Origin of the sequence: Stenotrophomonas chelatiphaga (assembly GCF_032054965.1) — a bacterium.
Lineage (GTDB): Bacteria > Pseudomonadota > Gammaproteobacteria > Xanthomonadales > Xanthomonadaceae > Stenotrophomonas > Stenotrophomonas chelatiphaga.
This window is the reverse complement of record NZ_DAMBRS010000004.1, coordinates 92,096-113,551: the sequence shown is the minus strand read 5'-3', so window position 1 is coordinate 113,551 and position 21,456 is coordinate 92,096. Positions and strand designations below refer to the sequence as shown.

Sequence of the window (21,456 nt, the reverse complement as noted above, 5' to 3'; positions counted from 1 at the left end):
ACATTTCCATCGTATTTGCCCCCATCAGCGTGTAGGGCGTGACGGCGGTCACCAAAAAGATTCTTCGGGACGCCCCTTGAAAGGGCGGGGCCGGGCTCCATCTCTGCTGTGTCCCGCTCTGCCGGGCTTTTTTCTCGCGCGGTTCTGGCAGTCACTTGGGGTGAGTGCTAAAATCGCCGGAATACTTCCGTACAATCAATAACTTGAGAGGTCTCACATGAGCAACTTGAAGCCGCTTCACGACCGCGTCGTAGTCAAGCCGATCGAAGCCGACGAAATCTCGGCCGGCGGCATCCTGATCCCGGATTCGGCCAAGGAAAAGTCGACCAAAGGTGAAGTCGTTGCCGTGGGCCCGGGCAAGGCGCTGGACAACGGCAGCGTGCGCGCTCCGTCGCTGAAGGTCGGCGACAAGGTCATCTACGGCCAGTACGCCGGCAGCAGCTACAAGGAAGCCGGCGTGGAATACAAGGTCCTGCGCGAAGACGACGTGCTCGCCATCATCGGCTGAGCTGCGCCCGCGCACTCCGTTACCCCGTAGACCCCTTTCAAATCAAAGCCGCCGGGCCTGTCCCGGCGCTACATAACAGGTGAATTCAATGGCTGCCAAAGATATTCGTTTCGGTGAAGACGCCCGCGCCCGCATGGTGCGTGGTGTCAACGTGCTCGCCAATGCCGTGAAGGCAACCCTGGGCCCGAAGGGCCGCAACGTCGTGCTCGAAAAGAGCTTCGGCGCCCCGACCATCACCAAGGACGGCGTGTCCGTCGCCAAGGAAATCGAACTGGCTGACAAGTTCGAGAACATGGGCGCGCAGATGGTGAAGGAAGTTGCTTCGCGTACCAACGACGACGCAGGCGACGGCACCACCACCGCCACCGTGCTGGCCCAGGCCCTGATCCGCGAAGGCGCCAAGGCCGTCGCTGCCGGCATGAACCCGATGGACCTCAAGCGCGGTATCGACAAGGCCGTGATTGCCGCCGTCGCCGAGCTGAAGAAGATCTCCCAGCCGACCGCTGACGACAAGGCGATTGCCCAGGTCGGCACGATCTCGGCCAACTCGGACGAGTCGATCGGCAACATCATCGCCGAAGCGATGAAGAAGGTTGGCAAGGAAGGCGTGATCACCGTTGAAGAAGGCTCGGGCCTGGACAACGAGCTGGACGTCGTCGAAGGCATGCAGTTCGACCGCGGCTACCTGTCCCCGTACTTCGTCAACAACCAGCAGGGTCAGACCGCTGACCTGGATGACCCGTTCATCCTGCTGCACGACAAGAAGATCTCCAACGTGCGTGACCTGCTGCCGGTGCTGGAAGGCGTCGCCAAGTCGGGCAAGCCGCTGCTGATCGTGGCTGAAGAAGTCGAAGGCGAAGCGCTGGCGACCCTGGTGGTCAACACCATCCGCGGCATCGTCAAGGTCGTGGCCGTGAAGGCTCCGGGCTTCGGCGACCGTCGCAAGGCGATGCTGGAAGACATGGCCGTGCTGACCGGCGGCACCGTGATCTCCGAAGAAGTGGGCCTGTCGCTGGAGAAGGCCACCATCACCGACCTGGGCCGCGCCAAGAAGGTGCAGGTTTCCAAGGAAAACACCATCATCATCGACGGTGCCGGCGACGCTGCAGGCATCCAGGCGCGCGTGACCCAGATCAAGACCCAGATCGAAGACACCTCGTCCGATTACGACCGTGAGAAGCTGCAGGAGCGCGTGGCCAAGCTGGCCGGTGGCGTTGCAGTGATCAAGGTCGGCGCATCGACCGAAATCGAAATGAAGGAAAAGAAGGCCCGCGTTGAAGACGCCCTGCACGCAACCCGCGCAGCCGTCGAAGAAGGCGTGGTCCCGGGCGGCGGTGTGGCCCTGGTGCGTGCGCTGGTCGCCGTTGGCGATCTGAAGGGTGCCAACGAAGACCAGACCCACGGCATCCAGATCGCCCTGCGCGCCATGGAAGCCCCGCTGCGCGAGATCGTGTCCAACGCCGGTGAAGAGCCGTCGGTCATCCTGAACAAGGTGAAGGAAGGTACCGGCAACTACGGCTACAACGCCGGCAACGGCGAGTTCGGCGACATGGTCGAGTTCGGCATCCTGGATCCGACCAAGGTGACCCGTTCGGCCCTGCAGAACGCCGCTTCCATCGCTGGCCTGATGATCACCACCGAAGCCATGGTGGCCGAAGCCCCGCGCAAGGAAGAAGCTGCCGGCGGCGCCGGTGGTGGCATGGGCGGCATGGGTGGCATGGGCGGCATGGACTTCTAAGTCCAGCGCGTCCCGTAGCACCTGCATCATCAAGAACCCCGCCGGAAACGGCGGGGTTTTTTTGTGGGCGCTACATGCCTCGGTGGGTGACGACCGTTGGTCATCACGCTGTCGACTCCCGTTCCGGCACCGCGATGCCGGGCACACGCCGCGCTCCGCGCTCGCCGAGCACGGCTCGGCGCTACCACGCTGCGGTTTTCCAGCAGGGTGGATCAAGCCCGCGAACCCGCCTGAACCTTTCCCGCAGTTGCCGATGTAACAGTTGGCAGGCCTGAAACCCTGTGTTATCAATACTCCCCAATGAACGCACGCCACGCCAACTCGTACTTTTGGTATTACTTTCCGAAGCCACCGGCGGAGGAAGGACTGCGTTCACCCTGAAGAAACCCTTCAGCCGCATTCCCGAAAGCCGCCAGCGACCCTGGCGGCTTTTTTGTTGCCGCCACGCTGGGGACCCCCACACGTTCGAGAGACCCCCGCCATGCCCCCCCATACCGACGACCTCCGCATCCGCAAGATCGAACCCCTGACCCCGCCGGCGCAGCTGCTGGCGATGCTGCCCTGCGACGATGAAGCGTCCGCTACGGTCACTGCCTCGCGCGCGGCGCTGCACGCCATCCTGCACGGGGCCGATGACCGCCTGGCCGTGGTGGTCGGGCCGTGTTCGATCCACGACCCGGCCGCGGCCATCGAGTACGCCCAGAAGCTGAAGCCCCTGCGCGATGCGCTGGCCGGCGAACTGGAGATCGTCATGCGCGTGTACTTCGAAAAGCCGCGCACCACGGTGGGCTGGAAGGGCCTGATCAACGATCCGGACCTGGATGGCAGCTTCAACATCAACAAGGGCCTGCGCATCGCGCGTGGCCTGCTGCGCGACATCAACAAGCTGGGCCTGCCGGCCGGCGTCGAGTTCCTCGATGTGATCTCGCCGCAGTACATCGCCGACCTGGTGGCCTGGGGCGCGATCGGTGCGCGTACCACCGAAAGCCAGGTGCATCGCGAACTGGCCTCGGGCCTGTCGTGCCCGGTAGGCTTCAAGAACGGTACCGACGGCAACATCAAGATCGCCGCCGATGCGGTGGGCGCGGCGACCAACCCGCATCATTTCCTGTCGGTGACCAAGCAGGGCGACACGGCCATCGTGGCCACCGCCGGCAACCCGGATTGCCATGTGATCCTGCGCGGCGGCAAGCAGCCGAACTACGATGCGGCCAGCATTGCCGATGCCTGCCAGGTGCTGGCCAAGGCCAGGCTGCCGACGCGCCTGATGGTCGATGCCAGCCATGCCAACAGCCTGAAGAATCCGGACAACCAGCCGAAGGTGGTCCAGGACATCGCCGTGCAGATGGAAGGCGGCGAGCAGCGCATCGTCGGGGTGATGATCGAAAGCAACCTGGTCGGCGGACGCCAGGAACTGGTGGAAGGCCAGCCGCTGGTGCATGGCCAGAGCATCACCGATGGCTGCATCGACTGGGCGACCACCGAAGTCGTGCTGGAACGCTTGGCGGCTGCCGTGCGCGCACGCCGCGAAGCGATCGCGGTGATCGCCGAACAAGTGGAAACCGAAGCCGCCTGAGCGGTGCAACGGGTGTGGGTGACGGCTGCTGCCTGCGGGGGCGCGCCGTCATCAGCGGTGGCTGGCGGAGTTGGCAGCCACCGCAGCCGCACCGGCGATGCGCCTGGCGCTGGGCAATGACCCGGCGCCAGGTCCATCGCCGGGGTGGGGCCGGTCCGTGTTGCCCGGGTAATGCAATCGCATTACCATGCGGGTATCCCGTATGGTGGCCCGCCATGATCGCTCCCCTGGATGTCGAATCCACCCTGACCGACCGCTACCAGACCACCGTGCCGGAAACCGTGCGGCGCGCGCTTCGCCTCGGCAAGCGCGACCGCATTCATTACTCGATCCGCGCGGATGGCCAAGTGGTGCTCACCCGTGCGGCCGATCAGGTGACCGATGATCCCTCGCTGCTGCCGTTCCTGGCCTTGCTGGCACAGGACATCGCCCAGCACCCGCAGCACCTGCAGGCGCTTGATGCCGGGCTTGCGCAGCGGCTGCAGAAGCTGGTGGGTGAGGCCGAGATCGACCTGGATGCCGCGCTTGCCGCGGATGATGAATGACGATCACCCCGCCGTTGACCTTGCACGGCTGGACGATCTTCGCCCATCCCTTGTTCCTGGCGCAGCTGGAATCACTGACCGCGCAGGTGGAAGCCCTGAGGGCCAGGGATCCGGCCGGCTACCTGAAGAAGAACGCGAGCAAGCGGCTGGCGGCGATCGTGCGGTTGGCCTTCGACATCATTCCGCAGGACCCGACGCGCGCGGAGTATCGACAGGGCACCACGCTGGGCGATGAGCACAAGCACTGGTTCAGGGCGAAGTTCTTCCAGCAGTACCGGCTGTTCTTCCGCTACCACGCAGCCAGCCGGATCATCGTGCTGGTGTGGGTCAACGATGAACACAGCAAACGCGCCTATGACCGCCATGACGACGCTTACCGGGTATTCCGTCGCATGCTGGACAGCGGCCATCCCCCAGACGTATGGGCTGCCCTGCTGGCAGAAGCGCGTGCGGAAGCGGAGCGGCTTGGGCAGGTGACGCGTCCGCTTACGCTGCATGAGGCCCCCCGATGAGGCCGCTGCATGCGCACGAACGCCTGCTGATCGAGGCGGTCGCCGCCGTGTTGCCTGCCGAACCTGCAGCGCAGCTGCGCGCTGATGTGGGCGTTGCGATGGCGGTGGATGAAAGCGCCTTGCTGGTGGGCTTCGTGCTGGCCGACCATGCGCGTCCAAGACCGCACGGCGATCATCCCTATCCGGTGGAAATCGAGGTGCCCGACGCCGATGGCGAGGCGCTGAGCATCATCCTGTTCGCCGATGAAGATGGCCGGCTGCTGCAGCTGGAGATCATCCGCTGGGACGACGAAGCGGTGACGGCGCCGAAGTGGGATGAGGCCACGTTCGCGGCATAGGCCTGTACGGATGGGGTCAGCGAACCCGGGTCAGCGCGGATTCCGGCGCAGCCTGGCCAGCGCCAGGTACATCGCCGGCGTGGTGTACAGGGTCAGCAGCTGGCTGACCAGCAGCCCGCCGACGATGGCGATGCCGAGCGGGCGCCGCAGCTCCCAGCCTTCGCCGCCACCCAGCATCAAGGGCAGCGTGCCCAGCAGCGCGGCGACGGAGGTCATCAGGATCGGCCGCAGGCGCAGCCGCGCAGCCTCCAGCACCGCCTCGTGGGCGCTCAATCCACGCCGCTCGCCGGCCAGTGCGAAGTCGACCAGCAGGATGGTGTTCTTCATCACCACGCCCACCAGCAGGAACAGGCCGAGCAGCGAGATCAGGTTCAATTCGTTGTTGAACAGCAGCAGCGCCAGCAGCGCCCCCACGCCGGCCGACGGCAGCGTGGACAGGATCACCAGCGGCTGCAGGAAGCTTTCGTACAGCACGCCCAGCACCAGGTACACCGCCAGCGTGGCGCCGAGCAGCAGCCACAGCTGGCGTGCGCGCATCTGCTCCAGCCCGGCGGCTTCGCCGGACAGCTTGGCCTGCACCGTGCGCGGCAGCATCAAGGCCGCCATCGCGCCGTTGATGGCGGTCACCGCCTGCTCCAGCCCGACCCCCGGTGCCAGCGCGAACTCGATCCAGATCGAAGCGAACTGCTGGCTGTGCGAGACACGGTCCGAGGCCATGCCGTAACGCCAGCTGGCGATGCTGGACAACGGAATGCGCCGGCCTTCGCCATCCAGCACCTGCAGTTGCTGCAGGGTGGTCGGGTCCTGGGTATGCCGCGGATCCAGTTCCATCACCACCCGGTACTGGTTGAGGTTGTCGTACAGCGTGGCGACCTGGCGCTGGCTGAAGGAATTGTTGAGCACGGTGGCGATCGTGCGCAGGTCCACGCCATGCCGCGCGGCGGCTTCGCGGTCGATGTCCAGCACCACCTGGCGCATGCCGGCTTCGCCCTGCGCTTCCACGTCGACCAGCTCCGGCAGCGCCTTCAGGGCCGCACTGACCTTGGGCGCCCACTCGCGCAGCGGCGCCAGGTCGGCAGCCATCAGCTGCAGTTCCTGGTTGCCGCTGTCACCGGCGCCTTCCAGGCGGATGTCCTGGTCCACCCACAGGTACAGGTTGCCGCCCGGCAGCGGCGGCAGGTTCGCACGCAGCCGGTCGATGACCTGTTGGCTGGAGACCCTGCGCTCGGCCAGCGGCTTCATCTTGATCATGATGAAGGCGTTGTTGACCCCCATGCCACCCCCGATGTACCCGATGATGTCCTCGATCGCCGGATCGTCCAGCAGCAGCTGGCGGTAGGCGCTGATCTTGGGCTGCATGGCCTGGAACGAAAGACCATCATCGCCGCGGGCAAAGCCGCGCAGCTGCGCGGTGTCCTGCTGCGGCACCATGCCCTTGGGCACTTTCTGGAACAGCCAGGCGTTCAGCGCGATCACCGCGACGAAGGCCAGCAGCGGCCAGCGCAGGCGCAGCAGGCCCTTGTCCAGGGTGCGCAGGTATGCCTCGCGCACACGTTCGAACAGCGCATTGCTGGCACGCTGCCACCGCGACGGTGCGTGGTCTGCATCGGTGAACAGACGCGCGCACAGCATCGGCACCAGGCTCAGCGCCACCACCACCGATACCGCCATCGCCGCCACCAGGGTCAGCGAGAATTCGCGGAACAGGCGTTCGACGAAGTCATCCATGAACAGGATCGAGACGAACACCACCGCCAACGCAAGATTCATCGAGATCAGCGTCGCGCCGACTTCGCCGGCGCCGCGGATCGCCGCCTGCCAGCGGTCCGCGCCCAGCTCGCGATGGCGGGCGATGTTTTCCAGCACCACGATCGCATCGTCCACCACCAGTACGGCGGCCACGATCAACGCCATCAGCGAAAGCGTATTGAGCGAAAAACCGAGCAACGCGATCAACGCCAGCGTGCCGAACAGCACCACCGGGATCGCCACGCTGGGCACCAGCGCTGCGCGCCAGTGGCCGAGGAAGCCGAGCACCACCAGCACCACCAGCACGATCGCCAGCAGCAGGGTCAGTTCGGCTTCGTGCAGGGTGGCGCGGATCACCGGCGATCGGTCCATCACCAGCTGCATGTCCACGTTGGCCGGCAGCAGCGCATGCAGTTGCGGCAGCTGCTGCTGGATGGCATCCACGGTGGCGATGATGTTGGCGCCGGGTTGCCGGCTGACGATCAGCAGCACCGCCGGGCGTTCGTTGTGGAAGCCGCTGGAATAGCGGTCTTCCACGCCGTCGGCGACCTGTGCGACATCGCCCAGCCGCAGCGGGCGGCCCTCCTTGATGGCCAGCGCCAGGTCGCGGTACTGCGCGGCCTCGCGCAGTTGCAGGGGCGCTTCCAGCTGCCACTGCCGCGCATCGCTGCCAACAGCGCCCAGCGGGCGCAGCGCATTGGCACGCGCGATCGCCTGGGCCACGTCATCCAGCGCCAGCCCGGCATGGTTCAGTGCATTGGGGTCCAGCGACACGCGCACGGCGGGCAATGCGCTGCCACCGACCTGCACTTCGCCCACGCCCGGGACCTGCGACAGCTTCTGCGCCAGTACGGTGGAACCGATGTCATACAGCTGGCCGGGCGACAGTACGTCCGAGGTCAGTGCCAGTGCCAGGATCGGCGCCTGCGAGGGATTGACCTTGCGGTACTCGGGCATGCCCGGCATGCCGCTGGGCAGCTGTCCGCGCGCGGCGTTGATGGCGGCCTGCACTTCGCGGGCGGCTTCGTCGATGTTGCGGTCGAGCACGAACTCCAGTTCGATCTCGGTCTGGCCCTGCGAGCTGGACGACTCCAGGTTGGTGATGCCGGGGATGCTGCCGAGGGCGCGTTCCAGCGGCGTGGCCACCGTGGAGGCCATCGATTCCGGCGATGCACCGGGCAGGCTGGCACTGATTTCGATGGCCGGATAATCCACCTGCGGCAGCGGTGCCACCGGCAGCAGGCGCAGCGCCATCAGGCCGGCCAGCACCAGTGCCACGGCCAGCAGCAGGGTCGCCACCGGCCGCTGCACGCAGGCCTGGGCGATGCGCGCGGCCAGGTTCATGCGCCGGCCCCGTCGCCTGCGCTGCGGGTGTCCACGCGGGCAGCCGGACGGCGCCGCTGCAGGCGGTCGAACGCCAGGTAGATCACCGGCGTGGTGAACAGGGTCAGCACCTGGCTGACCAGCAGCCCGCCGACCATCACCCAGCCCAGCGGCTGGCGCAGCTCAGCACCCGAGCCGGTGGCCAGCATCAGCGGCACCGCACCGAACAGGGCGGCCAGGGTGGTCATCAGAATCGGCCTGAAGCGCAGCAGCGCGGCCTGGTGGATGGCCTCGCGCGGGGCCATGCCGCGCGTCCGCTGCGCGTCCAGCGCGAAGTCGATCATCATGATCGCGTTCTTCTTGACCAGCCCGATCAGCAGGATGATGCCGATCACCGCGATCAGGTCCAGGCTGCGCCCACTGAGCCACAACGCGGCCAGGGCGCCCACCGTCGCAGAGGGCAGGGTGGACAGGATGGTGATCGGGTGGATGAAGCTCTCATAGAGCACGCCCAGCACGATGTACATCACCACCACCGCGGCCAGGATCAGCCACAGCGTGCTCGACAGCGAGCCGTTGAACGCGGCTGCCGCGCCCTGCAGGCGCAGGTCGATGCTGGCGGGCAGCTTGATCGTGGTGCGCGCCGCCTCCACCGCGGCCACCGCCTCGCCCAACGATGCACCGGGGGCCAGGTTGAACGACAGCGTGGCCGCCGGGAACTGCCCGACATGGTTGCGCAGCAGCGGCGCCGGGCCCTGTTCGATGCGCGCTACCGCGCCCAGCGGCACCGCCTGTTCCTGCGCATTGCGCACGCGCAGCCCGGCGATCGCTTCCGGTCCGGGTTGCCGGGCCGGGTCGGCCTCCAGCACCACGCGGTACTGGCTGGCCTGGGTGAAGATGGTGGAGATCTGGCGCTGGCCGTAGGCGTCGTACAACGCATCGGCCACCGCCTCCACGGACACGCCCAGGCGCGCGGCGGCATCGCGGTCGATCACCACGCGCGCCTGCCGTCCCTGCATCTGCAGGTCACTGGCCACCTCACGCAGGGCCGGCGAACGACGCAGCTCCTCCAGCAGGATCGGCGTCCATTGCTGCAGGGTGTCCACGTCGGGGCTGGTCAGGGTGAACTGGTACTGGCTGCGGCTGATGCGGTCCTCGATGCCCAGCTCCTGCACCGGTTGCAGGTACAGGGTGATGCCGGGGATGCCGGCCACGCGCTGTTGCAGGCGCGCCATGACGCTGGCGATGTCACCGGCGTCGCCGCCCCGCTCGCCGTGTGGCTTGAGTTCGATCAGCAGCCGGCCGGTGTTGAGCGCAGCGTTGTTGCCGTCCACGCCGATGTACGAGGACAGGCTGGCCACCGCCGGGTCCTGTTCGATCGCCGCGGCCAGGGCGAGCTGGCGCTGGCGCATGGCCTGGAAGGAAATGGCCTGCGGCGCTTCGCTGATGCCCTGCACCAGGCCGGCATCCTGCACCGGGAAGAAGCCCTTCGGCACCGCCAGGTACAGCGCCACGGTGAGCAGCAGCGTCGCCACGGTGGCGACCAGCATCAACGGTTGGCGCTGCAGCACCCAGTGCAGCTGGCGGTCGTAGAGGGCGATGATGCGGTCGAAGATGTCGCCCTTCTGCCCACCGACGCCTTCGTGCCGGTGCGCGCCCGGCCGCAGGAAGCGTGCGCACAGCATCGGGGTCAGTGTCAGCGACACCAGCAACGAGATCCCGATGGCGACCGCTAGGGTGATCGCGAACTCGTGGAACAGCGCACCGACCAGGTCGGCCATGAACAACAGCGGTATCAATACCGCGATCAGCGAAACGGTCAGCGAGATCAGCGTGAATCCGATTTCCTGCGCGCCCTTCAGCGCGGCGCTCATCGGTGTCTGGCCTTCCTCCAGGTGCCGGGCGATGTTTTCCAGCATCACGATGGCATCGTCCACCACGAAGCCGGTGGCGATGGTCAGGGCCATCAAGGTGAGGTTGTTGAGCGAGAAGCCGGCCAGCAGCATCACCGCGAAAGTGCCCACCAGCGACAGCGGCACGGCGATGCTGGGGATCAGCGTGGCCGACAGGCTGCGCAGGAACACGAAGGTCACCAGCACCACCAGCCCGATCGCCAGCACCAGTTCCTTCTGCACGCCACGCACCGAGGCACGGATCGATTCGGTGCGGTCGCTCAGCACCTCCAGTTTCACCCCGGCCGGCATCGACGCCTGCAGCTGCGGCAGCAGCAGGCGGACCTGTTCCACCACCGCGATGACATTGGCGCCGGGCTGGCGCTGGATGTTCACCAGCACCGCCGGGGTGGTGCCCGACCAGGCCGCGAGCTGGCGGTTTTCGGCCCCGTCGGTGATGTTGGCCACGTCGCCCAGCCGCAGCGGCGCGCCGTCGCGCCAGCTCAGCACCAGCGCGCGGTATTCGTCCACGCTGCGCATCTGGTCGTTGGCATCGAGCATCACCGCGCGGATCGGGCCGTCGAAGCTGCCCTTGGGCAGGTTGACGTTGGCCGCGGCGATGGCGGTACGGATGTGGTCCATGCCCAACCCGTTGGCGGCCAGCGCCGACGGGTTGACCTGGATGCGCACGGCAGGGCGCTGGCCACCGGCCAGGCTGACCAGACCGACGCCGGGCAGCTGCGCCAACCGCTGCGCCACGCGGGTGTCCACCAGGTCATGCACCTGCGGCAGGGCCATGCCCTGCGAGGTCACCGCCAGGGTCAGGATCGGGGTGTCGGCCGGATTGACCTTGCGGTACACCGGCGGCACCGGCAGGTCATCGGGCAGGAATCCGCCGGCCGCGTTGATCGCCGCCTGCACGTCCTGTTCGGCGACGCCCAGCGATACCGCCAGGTCGAACTGCAGGGTCACCACCGATGCCCCGCCGGAGCTGGTGGAGGACATCTGCTTCAGCCCGGGAATCTGCCCCAGCTGTTTTTCCAGCGGCGCGGTGACCATCCGCGTGGTCAGTTCCGGGCTGGCCCCGGGATACAGCGTGGTGACCTGGATGATCGGGTAGTCGACCTGCGGCAGGGCAGCCACCGGCAAGAGCCGGTAGGCCAGCACGCCGGCCAGCAGCAGCGCCACCATCAGCAGCGTGGTCGCCACCGGACGCAGGATGAAGGCGCGCGACAGGTTCATGCGCCGGCCTGCGCAGCGTCCTCGCTGATGATGCGCACGGCGCTGCCGTCTTCGAGCCCGTCGATGCCTTCCACCACCACTTTCTCGCCGGCCTTCAGGCCGCTGCGCACGGAGACGCGCGTGCCGTCGGCCGGGCCCAGCACCACGTCGCGGCGCTGGGCCTTGTCGTCCTTGTCGATGACGTGCACGTAGTTGCCCTTGCTGCCGAACTGCACCGCGGCATCGGGGATCACCACCGCGTCCTGCGCACCCAGCTGCAGGCGGATGTTGACGAACTGGTTGGGGAACAGCGCGTCGTCGGCATTGGCGAACTGTGCACGCAGCTTCAGCGTGCCGGTGGCGGTGTCGATCACGTTGTCCACGCTGGACAGTTCGCCGCTGCCCAGCGCAGCGCGTTCTTCGCGGGCCCAGGCCTGCACCGCCAGGGCGGGCTGGCTGCGCACGGCGTCCAGCAGGGCCGGCAGCTCCGGTTCGGGCACGGTGAACAGCACGCTGATCGGCGCAGTCTGCGCCAGCGTCACCAGGCCGTCGGCATCGCTGCTGCGGATCAGGTTGCCGACGTCCACGCGGCGCAGGCCGACGCGGCCACTGACCGGTGCGGTGATGCGGGTGTACTGCAGCTGCAGCTTCGCTTCATCCACCGTCGCCTGGTCGCTCATGCGGCGGCCCTGCAACTGGCGCACCTTGCTCTGCTGGTCGCTCAGTTCCTGCCCGGAGACGTAGTTCTGCGCATGCAGTTCGCCGAAGCGCCGCAGCTGGCGTTCGGCGTTTTCCAGTTCGGCCAGGTTCTGCTGCTGGGTGCCCTGCGCCTGTGCCAGCCGGACCTCGTACGGACGCGGATCGATCTGCGCCAGCAGGTCGCCGGCCTTCACGTGCTGGCCTTCGTTGAAATGCAGTTTCAGCAGTTCGCCATCCACGCGGCTGCGCACCACCACGCTGTGCAACGGGGTCACCGTGCCGATCGCCTTCAGCCGCAGCTGCAGCGGTTCAGCGCTGGCACGGGCGATGCGGACCGGGGTCGGCTTGCGCCCGCCGGCATCGTCTGCCGCCACGTCGGCGCGCGGCCACGCCCACCATGCCAGCAGCGCGGCAAGCATCACGAAGGAAGCTGCCAGCAGCAGCGTGCGGTTACGGCGGGGGCGCGACGGTGGGTCAAGCGGCATGGGGCATCCTGCACCCTGCGATGGCGCAGGGAAGTGCTGCGCCAGGATCCGTCACTGCAGGCCTGGCAACGTGGGGAGGGTTGTCTGGCGGGGCCGCCGAAGCAGCGTGGCTGGATGCCGCCGCTTGCGCGACGGGGCCGCCATGGTAGCCAATTGCGCGACAGGTTTCCGCATGACCTTGGTCATGGGCGCACGCATCCCGGTAGTGACGGCCGCTGGCCGTCAACCGCAATCCGGTAGTGACGGCCGCTGGCCGTCAACGTAGATCCGTCAATGCACTTCGTCGTGGTACACGAACTTCGGCATTTCCCAGCGGTAGTGGATTGCCAGCAGGCGCAGCGCGAAGCCCCCGGCCAGGCAGCACAGGATGGCGGTGTTGTCGGCCACGTTCCAGCGCAGCAGCAGCAGGTAGGCCGCACCGGTCAGCAGCGAAATGATCGCGTACAGCTCCTTCTGGAAGATCAGCGGCACTTCGTTGCACAGGATGTCGCGCAGCACCCCACCGAAGGCGCCGGTCAGCATGCCGGCGATCAGCACGATCGGCGTGGCGTGGCCACCATCGCGGGCGATCGCACAGCCGATCAGGGTGAAGGCGATCAGGCCCAGCCCGTCCAGCACCAGGAAGGTGCGGCGGAAATGGTGCATCCAGCGCGCGACCCAGGTGGCGATCAGCGCGGCGCACACGGTGAATCCGAGGTATTCGGGATGCTTCACCCAGGCCAGCGGATAGTGGCCGAGGATGATGTCGCGCAGCGATCCACCGCCGAGGGCGGTGACGCAGGCGATCATCACCACGCCGAACAGGTCCATGCGGCGGCGGCCGGCGGACAGCGCACCGGTCATGGCTTCGGCGGAAATGGCGATCAGGTAGATGATGGACAGCAACATGGGCAGGCTCCGGACGCGGTGGGGCCGGCCACGCAGCACGCAGCGCCGATGCCGGGGCAGCGACGTACGAAGGTGACCGGTGCCGCTCCCGCTGTCCTTTTGCCTGAGAGTTCAGCGGACGAGTCCGCGTGCCCCTTCGGCGGATCCCTGCGGATCTCTCTCCAGCTCGGCGATTCGGATACATGGTTGGTGGAATGCCATTCCACCGGCCTGAGCGATCATGGGAGCCTGCGCCTTCGGCGGGTGCCAGCGTGGCACCACTCTCCTGCATCCGGCGCGTAGTGTAGCCGCTGGCGGCGGTTGGGCGATAATCGCAGCATGGCCCGCCCCGACACGCCCTGGTTCCTGTACCTGCTCGAATGCCGGGACGGCAGCTATTACGCAGGCATCAGCACGGATGTGCAGGCACGGTTCGCCGCCCACCTGGCCGGCAAGGGCGCGCGCTACACCCGGGCGCGCCCGCCGCTGCAGATCCTCGCGGTGCGCCAGTACCCGGACCGCGCCGAAGCCTCGCGCGCGGAGTGGCAGCTGAAGCAGCAGCCCCGCGCGCGCAAGCTGGCGTGGCTGAGCGAGGCGTTGTAGCGCCAGCGTCCGTCCGCCGAGCCTGGCTCGGCGCTACCGGCATCGCTCTCTAGCGCCGACCCATGGTCGGCGGGCGCCGCTCACCCGCGCGGCGGGTCCTTGGGCGGTTTCACGTCGCCGAAGATGATCCGCGCGCTGCGCTGGTAGCTCCAGTACGCAACCGCCCAGTTCAACAGCACCACCATGCGGTTGCGGAAGCCGATCAGGAAGAACACGTGGGCGGCCAGCCAGAACCACCACGCGAGCAGCCCGGACAACTGCAGTTTTCCCAGGTGCACGATCGCGGCCATGCGCCCGATGGTGGCCAGGTTGCCGTAGTCGGCGTACTTGAACGGACCCGGCGCCGGCTTGCCGTGCAGGCGCGCACGAATGGTGTCGGCCACGTGCTTGCCCATCTGCTTGGCGGCGGGCGCCACGCCGGGCACCGGCCGGCCATCGGCCTGGGTCAGGGCGGCCAGGTCGCCGGCCACGAACAGTTCCGGGTGGCCGGGCAGGGTCAGGTCGGGCTGCACCAGTACGCGTCCGGCGCGGTCCAGCGGCGTTTCCAGCGTGGCGCCGAGCGGCGATGCCGCCACGCCGGCGGCCCAGACCACGGTTCGCGCGGGGACGAACTGCTCGCCCAGCTGGAAGCCCAGGCTGTCGATGGCCGTCACCGGCGTACCGGTCAGTACCTCCACGCCGAGCTTTTCCAGTTGGCGACGCGCCTTCAGCGAAAGCACGTCCGGGAAGGTGGACAGCACGCGCGGCCCGGCTTCCACCAGCCGCACCCGGGCCGAGGCCGGGTCGATGTGGCGGAACTCGTTGCGCAGGGTGTGGCGGGCGATCTCGGCCAGGGTGCCGGCCAGTTCGACACCGGTGGGGCCGCCGCCGACCACCGCGAAACTGAGCCAGGCGGCTTTCTTTTCCGGGTCCGGCTCGGCCTCTGCACGCTCGAAGGCGAGCAGCAGCTTGCGGCGCAGGGCAATGGCGTCGTCCAGTGTTTTCAGGCCCGGCGCATCCTTGGCCCATTCGTCGTGACCGAAGTAGGCGTGGGTGGCACCGCTGGCCAGCAGCAGGGTGTCGTACTCCAGCGATGTGCCATCGACCAACTGCACGCTGCGCGCCTGCTTGTCGATGCGGGTGACTTCGCCCAGGCGCACTTCCACGTTGCGCTGGTGGCCAAGGATATGCCGCAGCGGGGCGGCGATGTCCGGGGCGGACAACCCGGCGGTGGCCACCTGGTAAAGCAGCGGTTGGAACAGATGGTGGTTGCGGCGATCGACCAGGGTGATACGGATGCGCTCGCTGGCCAGGGCGCGGGTCGCCCAGAGGCCGGCGAAACCACCGCCGACGATGACCAGGTGGGGGGTGCGCTCGCGCGTCATTCGCGTGGCTCCAGTAGGGGGGCGTTGGGATGATCGCATGTCACACGGCGCGCTGCCGGTGTGGAACATACTGTCCGAACACCATCGTCAGCCTGGAGCAGGTATGTCCGAGCCGGAAAAGCGCATTGCCCTGTTGATCGACGCCGACAACGCGCCCGCATCGAAGATCGAGGAGGTGCTGGCCGAAGTGGCCCGGCACGGCGTGGCCAACGTCCGTCGCGCCTACGGCAACTGGAAGAGCCCGAGCCTCAAAGGCTGGGAAGCGGTGCTGCACGAGTACGCGATCCGTCCGATCCAGCAGTTCGCCTACAGCCGCGGCAAGAACGCGTCGGACATGGCGATGGTGATCGATGCCATGGACCTGCTGTACGCACGCAACCTGGATGGTTTCGCGATCGTGTCCAGCGATGCCGACTTCACGCCGCTGGTGATGCGACTGCTCACCGACGGGGTCAAGGTGTATGGCTTCGGCGAGAAGAAGACCCCGGATCCGTTCGTCAACGCGTGTTCGAAATTCACCTACCTGGAAGCCTTGGGGCAGGCCCACGCCAGTCCGCCGGATGCCCATCCGGAAGGCGCGACCACCGGCGAGGCGGGCGAGGCCGGCAGCGAGGCACGACCGCGCAAGACCGGTGCGGAAATGCGCAGCGATACCAAGCTGGTCAACCTGCTGCGCCGTGCGGTGGCCTCGGCCGAAGGCGAGGACGGCTGGTCGCACCTGGGGCCGGTGGGCAGCCAGATCGGCAACCAGGCCTCGTTCGATCCGCGCAACTACGGCTACGGCAAGCTCAGCGACCTGCTGGCGGCGATCGGCCTGTTCGAGATGAAGAAGGACGGCAAATCGTCGTACGTGCGGGCACTGGCGAAGAAGCCGGTGGCCACGCAGGCAACCAAAAGGGCCGCCAAGACCGGCAACACCACGCCAGCCTGACCGGCGTATCGTAGCGGTCCCGCGCCACGCCGGCGCACGTTTGCCTGCAAGGAAAACCACATGCTGAAGATCTGGGGCCGCCGCAATTCCAGCAACGTGCGCAAGGTGCTGTGGTGTGCCGAGGAAATCGGGCTGGCGTATGAGTCGATCGAAGTCGGCGGCAGTTTCGGCGGCACCCAGGCCGCCGAGTACCAAGCCATGAATCCCAACGGGCTGGTGCCGGCGATCGAAGACAACGGCCTGCCGTTGTGGGAATCCAATGCGATCGTGCGCTATCTGTCGGCGCGTTATGCGCTGGGCACGCTGTACCTGGAAGATGCGGCCGAGCGCGCGCACGGCGAGAAGTGGATGGACTGGACCACCTCGCGCATGGCACCGCTGTACAGCGAGCTGATCTGGGGCGTGATGCGGACCGCACCGGCGGATCGCGATGAGGTCCGCATCAACGCGGCGCTGGTCAAGGCCGGCGACCTGCTGGCGATGGCCGATACCGCGTTGTCCAGGCAGCCGTGGCTGTCCGGCGACCGCTTCGCGATGGGCGATATTCCGTTGGGCGCGCTGGTGTATGCGTGGTTCGAGATGCCTATCCAGCGCCCTGACCTTCCGCACCTGGCGGACTGGTATGCACGCCTGCGCGAACGTCCGGCGTACCAGCGCGGCGTGATGACCGGGATGAGCTGACGGCGGGTAGTGCCGAAGGCAGCGGCAGGAGCCGCTGCCAATGTCGCTTGCGACGGCCCGCAGGGTGCCGGTCAGGACGACCGGCATAGCCATGCGCGGCGAGCGCAGCGGGAACAGCTTGACGGCCAGCGGCCGTCACTACCAACGGCCGTCAGTACAGGTCCACCGGATCCACGTCCAGCGACCAGCGCACCTTGCGTGCCTCCGGCAGGCCCTGCAGCAAGGGTGCCACGTGGTCCAGCACGGCATGCAGCGCGGGGCGCTGCGCGCTGGACAGCAGCAACTGCGTGCGCTGGTAGCCTGCCCGCCGTGGCATCGGTGCGGGCATCGGCCCGAAGGCTTCCAGGTGCGGCTGTTCGCCCACCAGCGCACGCACGGCCAGCAGGAACGCATTGGCATGTTCGACCTGCTGCGCTTCGGCGCGCAGCAGCGCCAGATGGGCGAACGGCGGGAAGCCGGCGGCCTGGCGCTGGTTGAGTTCGGCCGCAGCGAACGGGTGGTAGCCGCCGTTGACCAGGGTTTCCAGCAGCGGGTGGCCCGGATGGTGGGTCTGCAGCCAGACCTCGCCGGGATCGCGCGCGCGCCCGGCGCGGCCGGCCACCTGGATCAACTGCTGGGCCAGCTTCTCCGTCGCGCGGAAGTCGGAAGAAAACAGGCCTTCGTCGATGCCCACCACCACCACCAGCGTCAGCTTGGGCAGGTCGTGGCCCTTGGCCAGGATCTGCGTGCCGACCAGGATGCCGGGCTGGTCACCGAGCCGGGCCAACTGTTGTTCCAGTGCATCGCGGCGCGAAGTGGTGCTGCGGTCGATGCGCAGCACCGGCACGTCCGGGAAGGCCTGCACCAGGTGTTCCTCCAGCCGTTCGGTGCCGATGCCCTGCGGCTGCAGCGCCAGGCTGGCGCAGGCCGGGCACGCCAACGGGGCGGCCTGCCGCGCACCGCAGTGGTGGCACTGCAGGCGCCGGCCCGCGCCGTGCACGGTCATCGGCGCATCACAGCGCTGGCAGGGCGCGGTCCAGCCGCAGTCGTGGCACAACAGCACCGGCGCATAGCCGCGGCGGTTCTTGAACACCAGCACCTGCTGGCCGTTGCGCAGGTGCTCGGCGATGCCTTCCAGCACCTGCGGTGACAGGCCATCGCGAAGCGGACGCTTGCGCACATCCAGGATGCGGACGCGCGGCGGCATGGCATCGCCGGCACGCACCTTCAACCGCAGGTGGGTGAAGCGGCCGGCATGCGCGTTGTGCAGGGTTTCCATCGCCGGGGTGGCGCTGCCCAGCACCACCGGAATGCCGAGCGCCTTGGCCCGCACCAGGGCGAAATCGCGGGCGTGGTAGCGGATGCCGTCCTGCTGCTTGTAGCTGTTGTCGTGTTCCTCATCCACGATCAGCAGGCCTGCTTCGGGCAGCGGCATGAAGATCGCCGAGCGCGTACCCACGATCACCCGCGCTTCGCCACGCGAGGCCGCCGCCCAGACCCGCGCGCGTTCGTTGTCGTTGAGGCCGGAGTGGAAGGCGTGCACGGCAATCCCGAGGCGGCCGCGGAAGCGTGCCAGGGTCTGCGGGGTAAGGCCGATTTCCGGCACCAGCACCAGCGCCTGCCGGCCCTGCGCCAGGCACTGGATGATCGCCTGCAGGTAGACCTCGGTCTTGCCGCTGCCGGTGACCCCGTCCAGCAGGAACGGCGCGAAGCCCTGCGCGGCGGTGATCGCCTGCACCGCGGTGGCCTGCTCCGGGTTCAGGGTCGGGCCGCCCAGCGGACTGGCCTGCAACGGCGCCACCGCCAACGCCACGCGCTCGGCAAGACCGCGCTTGGCCAGGCTGCGTGCCGCTGTGCGCCAATCGTCCATCCGCGCGGCGATCACGTCTTCATCGACCACCGCATCGGCCAGCAGTTCGGCCAGTTGGCGCGGTCGGCTGCCGGCGCGCAGGCTGCCCCGCTGTTCGCGCCCATCGGTAGAAAGCTGCCAGCCCCAGTGGTGGGTTTCCGGCATCGGCTCGCCATGCCGCAGCGGGCCGGGCAGGGCGGTGGACAGCACTTCCCCCAGCGGCGCGTGGGTGTAACGGGCCAGCCATTGCAGGCTGTGCCACAACTCGGCCTGCAGCAGCGGCGCCGGGTCCAGCCAGGTGAGGGCCTGGCGCAGGCTGGCCGCTGGATCGGCGCTGCCCTGTTCCACCACCACGCCCACCAGTTCGCGCGGGCCGAACGGCACCCGGATCCGGCAGCCGACGACCACGTCCGGTGCCGCGCCCTCCGGTGGCAGGTAGTCGAACAGCTGCGGCAACGGGACCGGCAGGGCAATGCGCAGGGTGGGCAGGGGAGCATCCATCTGGGCAGTGTACCGACCCGCTGAACGTCCCCGCAGAGCGCATTCAGGGGCGTCACTCCTCAGTGAAGAGACCCTAAACACGAGGTAAATATCGGAGTCCATTGGAGATTCAGGGTTATCCACATCTTTTGTGGATAAGTCTGTGCGTTAGCTTGGGTGGAAGGCGGCAAGTGCCGATGCCGACAGCCTTGATCTTGTCATGGTCAAAAATTAGCCACACAATATTAATATTCAAAATCAATGGCTTATGTGTTAAATGCCGCTGAAACATAAGGTCCGGGCGGCATGGGCATCAGCGGACGACCGATTTCTTGACGCTGTGCACAACGTGCAGCACGAACGCCCGTGACTAGCAAGCCCTCGGCGTCGCTGGTTGGGAGCAGCTATCATTCCGCGTGAATTCCTGGAGTCCCTGATGACGGCAGCGTCCGCCTCTTTATCCCCTACTGCGGCCGGTGCGTTGTCGGCATTTCTTCGTGGCGTTGAACGTCGTGCGCTGGTGGTCGCCGAACTGCAGACCGGTGATGCCGCACGCGCTGAACAGGCGTTGGTCGCGGTCATGCGCGCGTTTGCCGCGGTCGCCAGCGATCTGCCGATGGCACAGTGGCCGCCGCGCTTCTGGGCGCTGCTGGCGGCCCGCCAGGCGCTGCGCGAAACACCTACCGGCCGCTGGGAGGGCACCCTGGCCCACCTGGGCAGCCTGCAGCCGCTGGTCCGCCTGGCCCTGCTGCTGCGGATCGGCGCAGGTTTGGACGAAGATACCGCCGCGCGCCTGCTGGATACCGATGTAGACGGTTACCAGGAAGCGTTGGCTGCCGCCTGTCCGCGCGATGCACACGGCAACCCGGACGCGCAGGCGTGGCGGGTGCTGGCCGAACAGGTGCAGCAGCAGATCCGCGAACTGCCTGCCCAGCGCCTGAAGGAACTGCAGCAGCCGGTGGCGGCGGGCAGGAAAGAGGAGGCGCCCAAGACCTGGCGTGCCCCGGCGGCCGAGCCGCGCACGTCTGCAACGCCACCACGGCGGCGGTCGTCGCAGCAGCGCCGCTGGCGCGGGCCGGCGATCCTGCTGGGCACCGTGCTGGTGCTGTTGCTGGCCGGGCTCGGCTGGCGCGCCTGGCAGTCACATGTGCCCGATGCGCCCGCGGTGGTCCCCGACGGCGCGGTAGGCGAGGCCGGTCCGGTCACGGTCGAAGCCCTGGAGGGTGACCCGCCGAAGGTGGCCGCCGCCGCTGCCGATCCGATGGCGACCGAAGATGCGGCGATGCTCGCCGACCGTGATTTCCCGCTGCTGGCCGATGCCGACCTGCATGCCTGGTCGGCCGCGGGCGGCCCGCTGCCGGTCGACGAATCGCAGGCCAGGCCGACCCGACCCGAACCGGTCGCGGCCGCGCTGGAAACGGCGGCCGCCGATGAGTAAGCGTCACTGCCTGCTGGTGTTGCTGGGCGCCGCCGGGCTGGTACACGCCGCTCCGGACCGCACCGCGCTGCCGCTGTCGGTGCCTGCAGGGCCCGGCGCCATCGGCAGTCCCGCTGCCCCGGCGGCGATGCCGTGGCAGCAGCTCGGTGCGGAGCAGAAGCGCCAGCGCCGCAGCGAATACGCCGCGTGGCGGGCGATGAGCGAGTCCGAACGGGCGCGCGTGCGCCAGGCCGCCGAGCGTTTTGCCGCCCTTCCATTGGCCAAGCAACAGGAGCTGCGTGACCAGTTCAACGCACAGGACCAGGCGTTCCGCGATGGTTGGCGCCTGGGGCCGCTGCTGGGCGAGCATTTCAGCCGGCTGCAGGGCATGTTCGGCTACGTGCCGGAAAACCAGCGCGATGCCACCCTGGCGATGCTGCGGCAGCTGACCCCGGCACAGGTGTCGCAATTGACGCTGGTCGCGCAGCGCACGCCGCCGCAGCAGCGCGATACGGTGCGGACCGAATTCCTGTCCGTGGCGCCGGCCCAGCGCGATGCGTGGCTGGCCCGTCAGGTGGGGCGCTGATCCTTCGCGCCGCCTGATGGCGGGCGCGGGAGGGGCGTGACGACCAACGGTCGTCACCCACTGGGGAGGTGTTCACCCACCGGGGGGCGTCACCCACCGGGGCAGTAGTCACC

At 67.9% G+C, this 21,456-nt stretch carries 17 protein-coding genes and 2 riboswitches; of the genes, 11 read left to right on the top strand and 6 right to left on the bottom strand.

Going from position 1 to position 21,456, the window contains the following annotated elements; genetic code table 11:
* Positions 1-217 precede the first annotated feature (217 nt).
* From RTX79_RS08055 to RTX79_RS08030, 6 genes are all read left to right on the top strand, one after another.
* Positions 218-508: a co-chaperone GroES gene (locus RTX79_RS08055; RefSeq protein WP_042614504.1), complete on the top strand. Its 291-nt coding sequence runs from the start codon at positions 218-220 to the stop codon at positions 506-508.
* Positions 509-596: 88 nt separating this feature from the next.
* Positions 597-2,246, top strand: a complete 1,650-nt coding sequence (groL, locus tag RTX79_RS08050) for a chaperonin GroEL (RefSeq protein ID WP_312683099.1) — start codon at positions 597-599, stop codon at positions 2,244-2,246.
* Between the two features lie 481 nt (positions 2,247-2,727).
* Positions 2,728-3,822, top strand: a complete 1,095-nt coding sequence (locus tag RTX79_RS08045) for a 3-deoxy-7-phosphoheptulonate synthase (protein ID WP_057507456.1) — start codon at positions 2,728-2,730, stop codon at positions 3,820-3,822.
* Between the two features lie 215 nt (positions 3,823-4,037).
* Positions 4,038-4,367 (top strand): type II toxin-antitoxin system PrlF family antitoxin, encoded by a 330-nt coding sequence (locus RTX79_RS08040; RefSeq protein ID WP_312683098.1) that lies wholly within the window; start codon positions 4,038-4,040, stop codon positions 4,365-4,367.
* The gene (locus RTX79_RS08035; RefSeq protein ID WP_312683097.1) at positions 4,364-4,879 is read left to right on the top strand and encodes a type II toxin-antitoxin system YhaV family toxin; all 516 of its coding nucleotides are present in this window, start codon (positions 4,364-4,366) and stop codon (positions 4,877-4,879) included. Before RTX79_RS08040 ends, RTX79_RS08035 begins: the two co-directional genes overlap by 4 nt.
* Positions 4,876-5,217: a DUF6984 family protein gene (locus RTX79_RS08030; RefSeq protein WP_312683095.1), complete on the top strand. Its 342-nt coding sequence runs from the start codon at positions 4,876-4,878 to the stop codon at positions 5,215-5,217. Before RTX79_RS08035 ends, RTX79_RS08030 begins: the two co-directional genes overlap by 4 nt.
* A 30-nt stretch (positions 5,218-5,247) precedes the next feature.
* On the opposite strand, the gene RTX79_RS08025 is transcribed toward RTX79_RS08030, so the two are convergent.
* The 4 genes from RTX79_RS08025 to RTX79_RS08010 form a co-directional block, all read right to left on the bottom strand.
* A complete protein-coding gene (locus RTX79_RS08025; protein ID WP_312683094.1) occupies positions 5,248-8,310 on the bottom strand; it encodes an efflux RND transporter permease subunit in 3,063 nt (1,020 codons plus the stop codon).
* On the bottom strand, positions 8,307-11,423 hold the full coding sequence (locus RTX79_RS08020; RefSeq protein ID WP_312683092.1) for a multidrug efflux RND transporter permease subunit: 3,117 nt from the start codon (positions 11,421-11,423) through the stop codon (positions 8,307-8,309). The genes RTX79_RS08025 and RTX79_RS08020 overlap by 4 nt, the downstream gene beginning before the upstream one ends.
* Entirely contained in the window at positions 11,420-12,586 is a 1,167-nt protein-coding gene (locus RTX79_RS08015) for an MdtA/MuxA family multidrug efflux RND transporter periplasmic adaptor subunit (RefSeq protein WP_312683091.1), read from the bottom strand. The genes RTX79_RS08020 and RTX79_RS08015 overlap by 4 nt, the downstream gene beginning before the upstream one ends.
* Before the next feature lie 270 nt (positions 12,587-12,856).
* Positions 12,857-13,474 (bottom strand): trimeric intracellular cation channel family protein, encoded by a 618-nt coding sequence (locus RTX79_RS08010; RefSeq protein ID WP_312683089.1) that lies wholly within the window; start codon positions 13,472-13,474, stop codon positions 12,857-12,859.
* Between the two features lie 81 nt (positions 13,475-13,555).
* Positions 13,556-13,649: riboswitch (glycine riboswitch) on the bottom strand.
* A gap of 12 nt (positions 13,650-13,661) precedes the next feature.
* Positions 13,662-13,752: riboswitch (glycine riboswitch) on the bottom strand.
* A gap of 40 nt (positions 13,753-13,792) precedes the next feature.
* Between RTX79_RS08010 and RTX79_RS08005 the strand changes: the two genes are divergently transcribed.
* On the top strand, positions 13,793-14,056 hold the full coding sequence (locus tag RTX79_RS08005; protein ID WP_057507460.1) for a GIY-YIG nuclease family protein: 264 nt from the start codon (positions 13,793-13,795) through the stop codon (positions 14,054-14,056).
* Positions 14,057-14,136: 80 nt separating this feature from the next.
* Here RTX79_RS08005 and RTX79_RS08000 read toward each other — a convergent pair whose 3' ends face one another.
* A complete protein-coding gene (locus tag RTX79_RS08000; protein ID WP_057507461.1) occupies positions 14,137-15,420 on the bottom strand; it encodes an NAD(P)/FAD-dependent oxidoreductase in 1,284 nt (427 codons plus the stop codon).
* Positions 15,421-15,523: 103 nt separating this feature from the next.
* Here RTX79_RS08000 and RTX79_RS07995 point away from each other — a divergent pair, with 103 nt between their 5' ends.
* Both RTX79_RS07995 and RTX79_RS07990 read left to right on the top strand, forming a co-directional pair.
* Positions 15,524-16,351, top strand: a complete 828-nt coding sequence (locus RTX79_RS07995) for an NYN domain-containing protein (RefSeq protein WP_312683087.1) — start codon at positions 15,524-15,526, stop codon at positions 16,349-16,351.
* Positions 16,352-16,411: 60 nt separating this feature from the next.
* Entirely contained in the window at positions 16,412-17,032 is a 621-nt protein-coding gene (locus tag RTX79_RS07990) for a glutathione S-transferase family protein (protein ID WP_057507463.1), read from the top strand.
* Between the two features lie 151 nt (positions 17,033-17,183).
* On the opposite strand, the gene RTX79_RS07985 is transcribed toward RTX79_RS07990, so the two are convergent.
* Positions 17,184-19,361, bottom strand: coding sequence for a primosomal protein N' (locus tag RTX79_RS07985; RefSeq protein ID WP_312683086.1), 2,178 nt, complete (start codon positions 19,359-19,361; stop codon positions 17,184-17,186).
* A gap of 415 nt (positions 19,362-19,776) precedes the next feature.
* Between RTX79_RS07985 and RTX79_RS07980 the strand changes: the two genes are divergently transcribed.
* A complete protein-coding gene (locus tag RTX79_RS07980; RefSeq protein ID WP_312683085.1) occupies positions 19,777-20,778 on the top strand; it encodes a hypothetical protein in 1,002 nt (333 codons plus the stop codon).
* Positions 20,771-21,343: a DUF3106 domain-containing protein gene (locus tag RTX79_RS07975; protein ID WP_312683084.1), complete on the top strand. Its 573-nt coding sequence runs from the start codon at positions 20,771-20,773 to the stop codon at positions 21,341-21,343. Before RTX79_RS07980 ends, RTX79_RS07975 begins: the two co-directional genes overlap by 8 nt.
* Positions 21,344-21,456: the final 113 nt, after the last annotated feature.

Coding starts and splice junctions, on each gene's coding strand:
- RTX79_RS08055 (WP_042614504.1), top strand. CDS start 218: ATGAGCAACTTGAAGCCGCTTCACGACCGCGTCGTAGTCAAGCCGATC.
- groL (WP_312683099.1), top strand. CDS start 597: ATGGCTGCCAAAGATATTCGTTTCGGTGAAGACGCCCGCGCCCGCATG.
- RTX79_RS08045 (WP_057507456.1), top strand. CDS start 2,728: ATGCCCCCCCATACCGACGACCTCCGCATCCGCAAGATCGAACCCCTG.
- RTX79_RS08040 (WP_312683098.1), top strand. CDS start 4,038: ATGATCGCTCCCCTGGATGTCGAATCCACCCTGACCGACCGCTACCAG.
- RTX79_RS08035 (WP_312683097.1), top strand. CDS start 4,364: ATGACGATCACCCCGCCGTTGACCTTGCACGGCTGGACGATCTTCGCC.
- RTX79_RS08030 (WP_312683095.1), top strand. CDS start 4,876: ATGAGGCCGCTGCATGCGCACGAACGCCTGCTGATCGAGGCGGTCGCC.
- RTX79_RS08025 (WP_312683094.1), bottom strand. CDS start 8,310: ATGAACCTGGCCGCGCGCATCGCCCAGGCCTGCGTGCAGCGGCCGGTG.
- RTX79_RS08020 (WP_312683092.1), bottom strand. CDS start 11,423: ATGAACCTGTCGCGCGCCTTCATCCTGCGTCCGGTGGCGACCACGCTG.
- RTX79_RS08015 (WP_312683091.1), bottom strand. CDS start 12,586: ATGCCGCTTGACCCACCGTCGCGCCCCCGCCGTAACCGCACGCTGCTG.
- RTX79_RS08010 (WP_312683089.1), bottom strand. CDS start 13,474: ATGTTGCTGTCCATCATCTACCTGATCGCCATTTCCGCCGAAGCCATG.
- RTX79_RS08005 (WP_057507460.1), top strand. CDS start 13,793: ATGGCCCGCCCCGACACGCCCTGGTTCCTGTACCTGCTCGAATGCCGG.
- RTX79_RS08000 (WP_057507461.1), bottom strand. CDS start 15,420: ATGACGCGCGAGCGCACCCCCCACCTGGTCATCGTCGGCGGTGGTTTC.
- RTX79_RS07995 (WP_312683087.1), top strand. CDS start 15,524: ATGTCCGAGCCGGAAAAGCGCATTGCCCTGTTGATCGACGCCGACAAC.
- RTX79_RS07990 (WP_057507463.1), top strand. CDS start 16,412: ATGCTGAAGATCTGGGGCCGCCGCAATTCCAGCAACGTGCGCAAGGTG.
- RTX79_RS07985 (WP_312683086.1), bottom strand. CDS start 19,361: ATGGATGCTCCCCTGCCCACCCTGCGCATTGCCCTGCCGGTCCCGTTG.
- RTX79_RS07980 (WP_312683085.1), top strand. CDS start 19,777: ATGACGGCAGCGTCCGCCTCTTTATCCCCTACTGCGGCCGGTGCGTTG.
- RTX79_RS07975 (WP_312683084.1), top strand. CDS start 20,771: ATGAGTAAGCGTCACTGCCTGCTGGTGTTGCTGGGCGCCGCCGGGCTG.